Below are 11,841 nucleotides of genomic sequence, written 5' to 3'. Positions count from 1 at the left end.
TACTGGCCGATTACTTGACCACACGCTTTCCTGCGTGCCCGGATTCCCTTCCGTTCGCTTCCGTTTCCTTCCGGAACTCCGTGACGCGGTCGTAATCATCGATCAGACGCTCGGAGCATGTCAACACTTGACATTTCCCGGAGCGTCACGGATCCGACACCCCCGATAAAGAATCCCGCGAAACACACATACGGGCAGAAAGTCTGCACACCGGCACACAACTTCCCTTGTGGCGAGGCAGATTGACAGCCCAGGTAAAGAAGGTCTCCTATTTCCGCAGCCGAACTGGATTAAAGGTTTGGGAGCCACACGGATCGGCAGAGATGTCAGAATGGCCGCGCGCCGACCGGAACCGGAACCCGCGCGAACTGGAGTCGCGAATTACGCGTGTTGTTGCCGACGCGCGGGTCACGCGGAGACGTCGAACCGGTGGCTGTACTCACGGTCCGATTACGGGAACTCGGCGCGGAGTTACGGATGTGCGCGCCGTCGGACAAAGTGTTTACGGAGTTACTCTCAGGTATCGGCGTCGAACCGGTGTCGATCGGCCGGCCGGTGTGTCCTCTCACGCACGGGGCGACTCCTCCGCCGACGACCGGACTCTCCTGGTACCGCGCCGAGTTCCCGCCGAGCAGTTCTGGACGGTCGCCGCCACGGCCGACGACCGTGCCGTGGTCGGTGACATCCGGAGTGACGCGGATCGGCGTGCGATCGGTGGCCGAGAGGCTCACCAGGAGAAGCGCCCGCCACTATCGATGCGAACCACACGGGGTCGACAGACCTCGGACGGAAGAAGCGCCCGCCAGCATCAGCGTGAACCGTGCGGAAAACTCGGGCCGGGGAACAGGCCGTACCACCGCACGATGCCCCCCGGCGGCGCCCGGAACGGACGGAAGAAGCATCCGACGGCATCGATGTGAACCACACCGGTTCGTCAGGCCTTGGACGGAAGAAGCGCCCACCGGCATCGGCGCGAACCGTGCGGAAACGTCGGTCCCGGGAGCAGGCCGCACCACCGCCCCCCGATGCCCTCGGCTGCGCCCGGCACGCCCGGAAGAAAAAGCACCCGTCACCGCCAGCGCGAACCACACGGGAACGTCAGGCCGGGGAGCAGGCCGTACCGCCGCACGATGTCCCCGGCGACGCCCGGTCCGCGCCGAGCATGCAGTCCCTCAGCCGGACACGCAGATCAGTGGTGCGACGACACCCTCGGCCCGTTCGAGCCCGCCCCCCGCCACCACGCCGCGGGAGCCGGAGAGGATCACCCAAGTTCCCGATCGCCCCAATCGGCCGTACGCGCAGCCCAGGCCACAACACCTCCGGCCCGACCGTGCCCACCCTCGCCACCGCGCCCTGACAGCCCGAGGCAATCACCAACGCTCGACAGCCTCCCCAACCAGCCGCCCGCACACGCCACCCGGGCCACGACTCCCCCGGCCGACCACACCCACCCTCGGCACCACACCCGGACAGCCGGAGGCAATCACCGACGTTCGACAACGTCCCCGACCACCCTCACCACCACCCTCGGCACCACACCCGGCGATCACCGAGGCCCTGCGCCGCCCCGCCCAGCCGCACAAGCAACCCGCGCCACATCACCCTCGACCGGACCGAGCCCGCCCCCACCCCGGCGGCCCGAGCCGATCACGGGAGCACCCCCGCGCCCCCACAGCACCCCGTCACACCCCACGCACCCCCACTACTCCCCCCGAACCACCCGCTCCTCCGGAATCACCGCAACCCCAAGAATCTCGATCATCGCCTCCGCCTGCCAGAGCGCGGTCGTGCCGATCCCCGCCATCGCCGGATAGACCGGCCCCGCAAGCTCGCGCCAGACCTTCCCGATCTCCTTGCCGTGCGCCTGGTAGTCGGGGATGTCGGTGAGGTAGATCGTCAGGCTCACGAGGTCCTCAGGGACACCGCCCGCCGCCCGCAGCGTGGTGAGCACATTGCCGAACGCCTGCCGGAACTGCTCGACGATGCCGCCGGGGACGATCCGCATGTCCGCGTCCAGGGCCGTCTGTCCGCCCAGATACAGCGTGTTGCCGCTGAGCGTGCCGTGCGAGTAGCCGCTCGGGGTGGGGAGCGAGGGCGGGTTCACCGGGATCGGAGTCATTGCTGGTTGCTCCTCGGATGGATCGGACGGACCGGACGAGCCGCACCGACCGGATGAGCCGGACGAGCCGGATGGACCGGACGGGCTGACACACGCAGCCTAACTCATCTATTGACTGTTTTCGACGGTCGTGAAAATCTCGCTATAACGCAGCCCGGCCAGTCCGGGCATCCCGGTCGCTCCGGCCACCGCCACCACCCCGAGGGAGTACGCCCATGAAGCTCGCCACCGTGGCCCACGGAGGCCGCACCACGGCAGCCGTGCTCGACGGCGACCGCTGGCGGGCGCTGCCGGCCGACGATCTCTCCGTACTGCTGACGACCACCGAACCCGACCGCATCGCCGGCCTCGCCGGGGCCGAACTGCCCGGCGCCACCCCCCTGTTGCCGCTGCCGTCCCCCCGCAAGGTCGTCTGCTGCGGCCTGAACTACGCCGACCACATCACCGAGATGGGCCGCGAGCTGCCCGCCCATCCCACGCTCTTCGCCAAGTACGCCGACACACTGATCGGCCCCGAGGACGACCTGGTCCTCCCACCCGGCCTGGACGTGGACTGGGAGGCGGAGCTCGCCGTCGTCGTGGGAGCGGAGCTCAACCGCGCGGACCGGGACACCGCCGGACGCGCGATCGCCGGCTACACGGTCGCCAACGACATCAGCGTGCGGGACTGGCAGAAGCGCACGCTCCAGTGGTTCCAGGGCAAGGCGTGGGACCGCACCACCCCGCTCGGACCGGTGGTCGTCACGCCCGACGAGCTCGACCCGATCGCGGGCGTCGAGGTGATCTGCCGGGTCAACGGCGTCGAGCGCCAGCGCGGAAACACGAGGACCCTGGTGTTCGACGCCGCCGATCTGCTCGCCTACATCTCCAGCTTCACGGTCCTGCGCCCCGGCGACATCGTGCTCACCGGCACCCCCGGTGGCGTCGGCTCGGGCATGAACCCGCCGGTCCACCTCGCCGACGGCGACCTCGTCGAGACCGAGATCCCCGGTATCGGCACCCTCCGCAACCGCTTCCGCCTCACCGACTCCCCCCTCATCGACTCCCCTCTCGCCGACCTTCCCCTCACCGACTCCCGCCTCACCGACTCCAGGAGCTGATCATGGAACCCGATGTCTCCAAGTACGTCCTAGAGGGCGACAACTCGTTGTACGCCAACGAGTCCGGCCTGGTCGTGCCGGTCGTGACGCGCGGTGGTCTGGAGGTCGGCGCCACCGGCCAGTCCGCCGGGGCGACCCGGATCTCCGGTGTCTCCGTGCAACACACGCCGGCCACCAAACTGTGGTTCGGAAAGGTGAGCAACGAGTCGGGTTACCGATCCGTCCCCCACCACCACGGCGAGGCCGAGACCGGCGGCTACGTCCTCTCGGGGCGGGCCCGGATCTATTTCGGCGAGCGGTTCGAGGACTACCTCGACCTCTCGGAGGGCGACTGGGTCTTCGTCCCACCGTTCATGCCGCACGTCGAGTGCAACCTCGACCGCAACAACCCACTCACCTGGATGACGACCCGTACCCCGGAGAACATCGTGGTCAACCTCGACGAGGTGGCCGACGCCGACCTCCGCGACTGGCTGGACCGGCCGTGAACGACATCCAGAGCACCAGCTCCGACTCCCAAGCCACCAGCTCCGGCTCCGGCTCCGGAACAACCGGCACAGACCTCCGCGCGGACGCCCGCCCCGCCCCGACCTCGGCGATCTTCACCGAGGCGATCGCGCTCACCCCCACCGAGCCCGAGCACTTCGACCTCGCCTTCACCGCGACCACCCAGCCCTGCCCCTGGCCGAAGGCCTACGGCGGTGACATGGTCGCCCAGGCCACGGCCGCCGCGATGCGCTCGGTCGAGGGCAAGACGCTGCACTCGATGCACTCCTACTTCCTGCGGCCGGTCGACATCGGCGCCGAGGTCCGCTACGAGGTGGAGCTGCTGCGCGACGGCCGCGGCTACGCCACCCGCCAGGTCCGCGGCTTCCAGAACGGCAAGCCCGTCTACACCTGCCTCGCCAACTTCGCCGCGGGCGAGCCCGGCGCGACCTACGCCGCCGAGCCCCCTGTCGGCGTACCGGATCCCACCGAACTACCCAGCTCCGCCGCGTACTTGAGCGACACCACCGCGCCCCGGGGCACGATGACCGACACCTCCGAGGAGTACTGGAGCGGCGGACGCAGCTTCGACATGCGGCACGTGCCCGGACCCGTCTACCTCACGGTCGAGGGCGAGCGCGTGCCCCAACAGGCCGTGTGGGTAAAGCCGTTCGACACCCTGCGCCCCGTCGACGGTCTCACCGACGAGCAGCGCGACCTCGCCGCGCTCGCCTACGTCTGCGACTACACGATCCTCGAACCCGTCCTGCGCGTACTGGACTTGCCGTGGGCGCTGCCCGGACTCATCACCGCGAGCCTCGACCACGCGATGTGGTTCCACCGGCCCGCCCCCATGGACGGCTGGCTCCTCTACGCCCAGGAAGCCGTCGCCGCCGACGCCGGTCGCGGCCTCGCCGTCGGCCGCTTCTTCACCCCTACCGGTACCCACCTGGCCACTGTCGTCCAGGAAGGCCTGATCCGCAGCTCTTGATTCCCACGCAGCTCCTGATCCCTGCACGGCCCGCCCCCGGCCTGCGGAAAGGACCCTCCCGATGGACCAGTTGGACCAGTTGGGCCTCTCGCCCTCCGCCTATCCGGACACATTCGCCCGCGACCACCTCCCACCACGCGCCCAGTGGCCGGTCCTTGAGTTCACCACCGACGAACTCCAGTACCCCCAGCGCCTCAACGCCGGCGCCGAGCTGATCGACGTCCCCACCGCCCGCTTCGGCCCCGACCGCCCGGCCCTGCGCACCCCGGAGGGCGAGGTGTGGACCTACGGCGAACTCCTGCGCCGCGCCAACCAGATCGCCCACGTCCTCACCGACGACCTCGGCCTGGTCCCCGGCAACCGCGTACTCCTGCGCTCCCCCAACAACCCCTGGACCGTGGCCTGTTGGCTCGGCACCCTCAAGGCCGGCGGCATCGTCGTCACCACCATGGCGGCCCTGCGCGCCCGCGAACTCACCCCGGTCGTCGAGAAGACCCGCCCGACCGTCGCCCTGGTCGACCACCGCTTCACGGCCGACGTCGAGACCGTACGCGACACCGTCCTGCCGGACCTCACGATCGTGGCCTACGGCGGCGACGCGCCCGACGACCTGACGCGCCAAGTGGCGGCGAAACCGGCGGAGTTCACCGCGGTCGACACCGCCGCCGACGACGTCGCCCTCTTCGGACCCACCTCGGGCAGTACCGGCGTACCGAAGATCACCACCCACTTCCACCGCGACATCCTGTCCATCGACAACACCTTCGGCCGCCACACACTCCGCCTGAAGCCGGACGATCTCGTGTCGTGCACCGCCCCGCTCGCCTTCACCTTCGGCCTCGGCATCCTGGTCGTCTGCGCCCTGCGGGCCGGTGCGTGCGCGCTGCTCACGGAGGCCGTCGCACCGGAACCGCTCGCCGAACTCGTCGCCGAGGCGGGCGTCACCGTACTCGCGACCGCGCCCACCGCGTACCGGCAGATCCTCAAGGCCGGCAAGGCGGACCGGCTGCACGGTCTGCGCAGTGCGGTCAGCGCCGGGGAGCACATACCGGAGGAAGTGTGGGAGCAACTCCACACGGAGACCGGGATCAAGGTCATCGACGGCATCGGCGCCACCGAGATGATCCACATCTTCATCTCGGCCGCCGGTGACGACATCCGTCCCGGTTCGACGGGACGGCCGGTCCCCGGCTACCGCGCCACGGTCCTCGACCTGGACGGCGAGGAGGTCGGACCCGGTGTCGAGGGGCGGCTGGCCGTGATCGGTCCGGTCGGCTGCCGCTACCTCGACGACCAACGCCAGGCGAACTACGTGGTGAACGGCTGGAACGTCACCGGCGACACCTTCGTGCGCGACGAGGACGGCTACTTCTACTACCGAACCCGCACGGACAACATGATCGTGTCCTCCGGCTACAACATCGGCGGTCCCGAGGTCGAGTCCGCGATCAACACCCACCCGGACGTCGTCGAATCGGCCGTGGTCGCCAAGCCCGATCCCGAACGCGGCTCCGTGGTCTGCGCGTTCGTCGTCCTGGCCGAGGGAGTCGTCGGCGACGACGCCAAGGTCAAGGACATCCAGAACCACGTCAAGGCGCAGCTGGCGCCGTACAAGTACCCCCGCGCGGTGCGCTTCTGTGACGCGCTGCCCCGCAACACCAGCGGAAAGCTTCAGCACTTCCTGCTGCGTCGGATCGTCGAGAAGGAGAACCAGGCATGAGGATCGCGATCGTGGGCGGCGGGCCTGGTGGGCTGTATCTCGCCGCGCTGATGAAGCAGCTCGACCCCGGCCATGAGATCACCGTGTGGGAGCGCAACGCCCCCGACGACACCTTCGGCTTCGGCGTGGTCTTCTCCGACGAGACCCTCGGCGGCATCGAGAACGCGGACACCGTCGTGCACGACGCGATGGAGAGCCGGTTCGCCCGGTGGACCGACATCGACATCGAGTTCGACGGGCATCCCTTCACGGTCGGCGGCCAGGGCTTCGCGGCGATGGCCCGCAAGGACCTGCTGCACATCCTCCAGGAGCGGGCCGCCGAACTCGGCGTCACCGTCCACTACCGCACCCTCGCCCCGGAAGTGGACGAACTGCGCGGCTCCTACGACCTCGTGGTCGCGGCCGACGGCATCAACTCGGCCGTGCGCACCAAGTACGCCGACGCCTTCGTCCCCTCCTTGGACCAGCGGACGAACAAGTACATGTGGCTGGGCACCGACCGGGTCTTCGAGGCGTTCCAATTCCTCGTCAAGCAGACCGAGTTCGGGACCATGCAGATCCACGGTTACCCCTTCTCCGACTCCGGTTCGACGTTCATCGTCGAGATGGCGGAGGACGTGTGGCGCAAGGCCGGCCTCGACGCGACGGAGGGCACGCAGTTCCCGCCCGGGGTGAGCGACGAGGAGTCGGTGGCCCGGATCCGCGAGATCTTCGCCGGGGAACTCGCAGGGCACAACCTCCTGACCAACAACTCCCGTTGGCTGAACTTCACGACGGTCCGCAACGAGCACTGGCACCACCACAACGTGGTCCTGCTCGGCGACGCGGCCCACACCGCGCACTTCTCGATCGGCTCCGGCACCAAGCTGGCCATGGAGGACGCCCTCGCGCTCGCCGCGTGTCTGCACGAACACCCCACCGTGGACGAGGCGTTGACGGCGTACGAGACCGAACGCCGCCCGGTGGTGGAGTCCACCCAGCGCGCCGCCCAGGCCTCGCTGGAGTGGTTCGAGAACATCGGCCGCTACGCCGACCAGGACCCCGCGCAGTTCTGCTTCAACCTGCTCACCCGTTCCCGCCGGATCACCTTCGACAACCTCAAGGACCGCGACCCCGGCTTCGCCGACCTGATCGAGCGCGGCTTCGCGGAGGCGCAGGGCCGCACCGAGTCGGTTCCGGCGATGTTCCAGCCGTTCTCCATCGGTGGCCTGGAGTTGAAGAACCGGATCATCGTCTCGCCGATGGACATGTACTCCGCCGTCGACGGAGTGCCGGACGACTTCCACGTCGTCCACCTCGGCTCCAAGGCGCTCGGCGGCGCGGGCCTCGTCATGACCGAGATGGTCTGCGTCTCCCCCGAGGCCCGCATCACCCCGGGCTGCACGGGCCTGTGGAACGACACCCAGCGCGACGCGTGGACCCGGGTCACCGACTTCGTCCACGGGCGCAGCACCGCCAAGATCGGGCTCCAGCTGGGCCATTCGGGCCGCAAGGGCTCAACTCGCCTCATGTGGGAGGGCATTGACGAGCCTCTCACCGAGGGCAACTGGGAGGTCATGGGCCCGTCCCCACTGCCCTACGGCACGGGTTGCCACGAGCCGCGCGAGATGACCCGGGCCGACATGGACGCGGTCGTGGCCGACTTCGTGTCCGCCGCCCGGCGAGGCGCCGAGGCAGGCTTCGACCTGCTCGAAGTCCACGCGGCCCACGGCTACTTGCTCTCCTCGTTTCTCTCCCCCGTCGCCAACCACCGCACCGACGAGTACGGCGGCGACCTCACGAACCGGCTGCGTTTCCCGCTGGAGGTCTTCGACGCCGTACGGTCCGCGTTCCCCGCCGACCGCCCGGTCACGGTACGGATCTCCGCCACCGACTGGACCCCCGACGGCAACACCGAACACGACGCGGTCGAGATCGCGCGGGCGTTCGTCGCGCACGGCGCGGCAGCCGTGGACGTGTCCTCCGGGCAGGTCACCAAGGACGAGAAGCCGGCGTACGGCCGCTCGTACCAGACCCCGTTCGCCGACCGCATCCGGCACGAGGTCGCCGCTCCGGCGGGCGCGGCGGTGATCGCCGTAGGAGCGATCTCGTCGTACGACGACGTCAACTCGATCCTGCTCGCCGGGCGTGCCGACCTGTGCGCGCTCGGGCGTACCCACCTCTACAACCCGCAGTGGACGTTGCAGGCAGCCGCCGAGCAGGAGTACCGCGGCGCGGGTGCCGACTGGCCGGTGCAGTTCGCGGCGGGCCGCCGCAAGCCGCCCACCTCCCGCACCGACGCGGTCCGCCCACGTCTCGCGCTGCTGCGGGAGGCCCCGCGGGACGCCGTGCACCTGCGATGGACTCCGGGCAGGACAGCGGAATGAGCGGCCCCTACGCCGTCCACCGGGCTCGCGTGGAGTGGATCGACACCGACGCGGCCGGGATCTACCACAACACCACCGTCGTCCGGTTCGCCGAGGCGGCGGAGGCCGAGCTGATGCGCGCGTACGACATCCCGGGCTACTTCCCGGTGGCCCCGAGGGTGCGTTACGAGGTCGAGTTCGAGGCGTCGATCCGGTTCGGCGAGGAGGTCGAGACGCGGGTCGAGCTGATCCGCCTCGGCCGGTCCTCGATGACCTTCGGTTTCGAGGTGTGGCGGAACACCGAGGACGGCAAGCCGAACTGCCGTGCCGCTCGGGGCAGTTATGTCACCGTGCACGTCCCCGACAAGGCGACCGGCGGCAGCGCGCCCTGGCCGGCGGCCTGGCGTACGGCGCTGGGCGGTCGGCCGGAATCGGCGGCCGGCCAGACGCACTGAAATACTACGATCGTGACGGCAAGCGATCTCGAAGACGACAGCCCGGGCCAGCCCGCACCGCCGCGATCCCTGATCGTGACGGTGTACGGGCTCTACGCGCGCGAGGTCGGCGGCTGGATCAGTGTGAGCACCCTGATCCGTCTGCTCGCCGAACTCGACGTCGACGCCCAGGCGGTCCGCTCGTCGATCTCCCGGCTCAAGCGCCGCGAGATCCTGGTGGCCGAGCGCCGGGACAGCCGTGCGGGCTACGCGCTGTCGCCGTACGCCCGTTCCGTCCTGGAGACCGGTGACCGGCGCATCTTCGAGCGCCATGCCGTGACCGACGACGGCTGGGTCATCGCCGTCTTCTCGGTGCCGGAGAGCGAGCGGCAGCACCGGCACCAACTCCGGTCACGGCTCGCCTGGTTGGGCTTCGGGACGGTCTCGTCCGGGATCTGGATCGCCCCCGCCCACGCGCTCGACGACACCCGCGACCACCTGCTCCGCCATGGCCTGGACCAGTACGTCGACCTCTTCCGCGGCGACTACGTGGCCTTCGGTGACCCCGCCGAACAGGTGGGCCGCTGGTGGGACTTGGAGGCGCTCCAGAAGCTCTACGACGATTTCGTCGCCGAGTTCACGCCGATGGCGGGGCGTTGGGCCGGGCCGGGCGCGGTGTCCGACCGGGCCGCGTTCATCGACTACGTCCATGTCCTCACCGCCTGGCGGCGGTTGCCCTATCTCGACCCGGGCCTGCCCAGCTCCCTCCTCCCCGCCACGTGGTCCGGCGCGACGGCGGCGGATCTCTTCGCCAAGCTCCGGCACAGCCTGGCGGACCCGGCGCACGAGTTCGCCCGGAGCCTGCTGGACGACCCGTCCTGATCGGGCGCGGTCACTTCCCGAACGCCTGGCGGAACTCGGCGACGTCCTTGGGCGAGGCATCGATCGCCGCGCACATCGGGACGAAGCCGTCCTTGGCGCCCACGATGTAGTGCCCGCCTTCCGTGTACGTCAGCGTCTCCGAAACCGCGGTGTCGCTGGTGAGGACGACCGTCTCCGCGTCGCCGCCCTTGAACCACCGGTCCACCCGGAAGGTGGCCGTCGAGCCCTCGACGGAAATGGCCGTTCCTTGGAAAAGGGTCGGGTACTTGCTCAGGGTGTCGAGGCCGGGCGGCACGCACTTGCCGGAGCCGCCCTCGGCGGTGAGCTTCAGCGCGCCGGTCGGGGCCGCGCTCTTGCCCGTGGCCGAATGGCCGTTGCCGTTACCGCTGTTGGCCATGATTCCTCCGGCGACGCCGCCGCCCAGTACCAGTAGTCCGGCCGCCGCGATTCCGAAGAGACGCCGGCGTCCCCATCCCGCGGTCGCGATGCCGGCGGCGGTGGTCGCGGACTGGAGCGCGGTGTCGGTGTTCAAGGTGTCCTCCACAAGGCGGTCGATGTCGGGCGGCGGAGCAACTCCGGTCAGTGCCGGGTCCGCGGACTTCAGCCGGGCCAGCAACTCGTCGTCATTCACTGACTGCTCCTTCCTTCATCCCTCTTGTGTCCGGGCCGTCCGGCATCCTTTCGCCCCAGCCGGGCGGCGAGTCTCGCCTTCGCCCGATGGAGCCGGATGCTCACCGCGTTGGACGTCAGCCCGGTCGCCTCCGCGATCTGCCGCGGCGCCAGTCCTTCCCACGCCCACAGCCGCACGACCTCGCGGTCCAGCGCTCCGAGGTCGGCGAGCGCGGCATGCAGCTCACTGTGATCGGCGGCCCCCGCCGGGGCCTCCTCCTGGGTCCGGATCAGCCGCTCCACGAGCCGGAGCCTGCGCCCGTCGGCGCGACGGGCGTTCGCCAGACACCCCCGGGCAACGCCGTAGCACCACGGCAGCACGTCACCCGGATCGGGCTCGGACCCCTCCCCCAGCCCGGGGACGTCGCCGAGCCGACGCCACAGCACGAGCATCGTCTCCGACAGCACGTCATCGACCATGTCGGCGCCCGTCCTTCGCAGCAGATACCGGTGCAGCGGTTCCACCACCAGGTGCGCCAGTCCTTCGAAGCGCGCCCGCCGCATCCGGCGCGCCTCCTGTTCCGTCATGGATTCCACACCCCGTACTGTCCGGCAGCCGCCGGTTCCTTTCCGCCCCCGACATTGATTCAAGCTACATGTAAGTGCATAATGCCGTTATGCATAAGCGGGTTATGGATCCAGCGACGCCGGCGGCCCCCGAGACCTCACCCGAGGACCTGATCATGGCCGTCGAGAGGATGGTCCGCTACGTCCGGCAGAGCGCCGTCACCGGTGGCCTGAGCGTGGCCGCCTCCGCCGTGCTCGGACGCCTGGGCCGCGAGGGTCCGTGCCGCCTGACCGATCTGGCCCGGGCCGAGGGCGCCTCCCAGCCCAACATGACACAGCTCGTCACCCGCCTGGAGCGCGCCGACCTGGTACGGCGCACCGCCGACCGCAGCGACGGCCGGGGCGTACTGGTGGAGGCGACCGACACGGGCCTGGAGGTCTCCCGGCAACGACGCGCCGAACGCGCCCACGCCCTCGACCTGCTCATCGCGGAGCTGAGCGGGCCGGAACAGCAGGCGGTACGGGTCGCCCTACCGGCCCTCGCCCGCGCGATCCAGGACCACCGGCCACCCTCCTGACAGAGCCCTC

At 69.8% G+C, this 11,841-nt stretch carries 11 protein-coding genes; 8 read left to right on the top strand and 3 right to left on the bottom strand.

Translation table 11 applies throughout. The features are described from left to right. Positions 1–1,702 precede the first annotated feature (1,702 nt). Complete coding sequence (locus tag OG194_RS46845; RefSeq protein ID WP_327406841.1) at positions 1,703–2,119, bottom strand: RidA family protein; 417 nt, start codon at positions 2,117–2,119, stop codon at positions 1,703–1,705. A 215-nt stretch (positions 2,120–2,334) separates the two neighbouring features. Between OG194_RS46845 and OG194_RS46840 the strand changes: the two genes are divergently transcribed. The 7 genes from OG194_RS46840 (at position 2,335) to OG194_RS46810 (ending at position 10,077) form a co-directional block, all read left to right on the top strand. After that, positions 2,335–3,219: a fumarylacetoacetate hydrolase family protein gene (locus OG194_RS46840; protein WP_327406840.1), complete on the top strand. Its 885-nt coding sequence runs from the start codon at positions 2,335–2,337 to the stop codon at positions 3,217–3,219. Between the two features lie 2 nt (positions 3,220–3,221). Continuing rightward, a complete protein-coding gene (locus tag OG194_RS46835; protein ID WP_327406839.1) occupies positions 3,222–3,707 on the top strand; it encodes a cupin domain-containing protein in 486 nt (161 codons plus the stop codon). Next, positions 3,704–4,696: an acyl-CoA thioesterase gene (locus OG194_RS46830; RefSeq protein WP_327406838.1), complete on the top strand. Its 993-nt coding sequence runs from the start codon at positions 3,704–3,706 to the stop codon at positions 4,694–4,696. The genes OG194_RS46835 and OG194_RS46830 overlap by 4 nt, the downstream gene beginning before the upstream one ends. Before the next feature lie 61 nt (positions 4,697–4,757). Next, complete coding sequence (locus tag OG194_RS46825; RefSeq protein WP_327406837.1) at positions 4,758–6,416, top strand: AMP-binding protein; 1,659 nt, start codon at positions 4,758–4,760, stop codon at positions 6,414–6,416. Continuing rightward, positions 6,413–8,782, top strand: a complete 2,370-nt coding sequence (locus OG194_RS46820; protein WP_327406836.1) for a bifunctional salicylyl-CoA 5-hydroxylase/oxidoreductase — start codon at positions 6,413–6,415, stop codon at positions 8,780–8,782. Before OG194_RS46825 ends, OG194_RS46820 begins: the two co-directional genes overlap by 4 nt. After that, entirely contained in the window at positions 8,779–9,216 is a 438-nt protein-coding gene (locus tag OG194_RS46815; protein ID WP_327406835.1) for an acyl-CoA thioesterase, read from the top strand. The genes OG194_RS46820 and OG194_RS46815 overlap by 4 nt, the downstream gene beginning before the upstream one ends. A 12-nt stretch (positions 9,217–9,228) precedes the next feature. Continuing rightward, positions 9,229–10,077: a PaaX family transcriptional regulator gene (locus tag OG194_RS46810; RefSeq protein WP_327406834.1), complete on the top strand. Its 849-nt coding sequence runs from the start codon at positions 9,229–9,231 to the stop codon at positions 10,075–10,077. A gap of 10 nt (positions 10,078–10,087) precedes the next feature. Here the strand turns inward: OG194_RS46810 and OG194_RS46805 are convergent, their stop codons facing one another. Together OG194_RS46805 and OG194_RS46800 are read right to left on the bottom strand one after the other, a co-directional pair. Then, on the bottom strand, positions 10,088–10,708 hold the full coding sequence (locus OG194_RS46805; protein ID WP_327406833.1) for a hypothetical protein: 621 nt from the start codon (positions 10,706–10,708) through the stop codon (positions 10,088–10,090). After that, positions 10,705–11,274 (bottom strand): RNA polymerase sigma factor, encoded by a 570-nt coding sequence (locus tag OG194_RS46800; RefSeq protein WP_327406832.1) that lies wholly within the window; start codon positions 11,272–11,274, stop codon positions 10,705–10,707. The genes OG194_RS46805 and OG194_RS46800 overlap by 4 nt, the downstream gene beginning before the upstream one ends. A 104-nt stretch (positions 11,275–11,378) precedes the next feature. Here OG194_RS46800 and OG194_RS46795 point away from each other — a divergent pair, with 104 nt between their 5' ends. Continuing rightward, on the top strand, positions 11,379–11,831 hold the full coding sequence (locus OG194_RS46795; RefSeq protein ID WP_327406831.1) for a MarR family winged helix-turn-helix transcriptional regulator: 453 nt from the start codon (positions 11,379–11,381) through the stop codon (positions 11,829–11,831). Positions 11,832–11,841 lie beyond the last annotated feature (10 nt).

The sequence above is a fragment of the Streptomyces sp. NBC_01288 genome (assembly GCF_035982055.1).
Lineage (GTDB): Bacteria > Actinomycetota > Actinomycetes > Streptomycetales > Streptomycetaceae > Streptomyces.
Note: the sequence above shows the minus strand (reverse complement) of the source record. Positions and strands in the feature narration are given on the sequence as shown.

Excerpts from the sequence above, each read along its gene's own strand:
- OG194_RS46845 (WP_327406841.1), bottom strand. The coding sequence starts at position 2,119 with ATGACTCCGATCCCGGTGAACCCGCCCTCGCTCCCCACCCCGAGCGGC.
- OG194_RS46840 (WP_327406840.1), top strand. The coding sequence starts at position 2,335 with ATGAAGCTCGCCACCGTGGCCCACGGAGGCCGCACCACGGCAGCCGTG.
- OG194_RS46835 (WP_327406839.1), top strand. The coding sequence starts at position 3,222 with ATGGAACCCGATGTCTCCAAGTACGTCCTAGAGGGCGACAACTCGTTG.
- OG194_RS46825 (WP_327406837.1), top strand. The coding sequence starts at position 4,758 with ATGGACCAGTTGGACCAGTTGGGCCTCTCGCCCTCCGCCTATCCGGAC.
- OG194_RS46820 (WP_327406836.1), top strand. The coding sequence starts at position 6,413 with ATGAGGATCGCGATCGTGGGCGGCGGGCCTGGTGGGCTGTATCTCGCC.
- OG194_RS46815 (WP_327406835.1), top strand. The coding sequence starts at position 8,779 with ATGAGCGGCCCCTACGCCGTCCACCGGGCTCGCGTGGAGTGGATCGAC.
- OG194_RS46800 (WP_327406832.1), bottom strand. The coding sequence starts at position 11,274 with ATGACGGAACAGGAGGCGCGCCGGATGCGGCGGGCGCGCTTCGAAGGA.
- OG194_RS46795 (WP_327406831.1), top strand. The coding sequence starts at position 11,379 with ATGGATCCAGCGACGCCGGCGGCCCCCGAGACCTCACCCGAGGACCTG.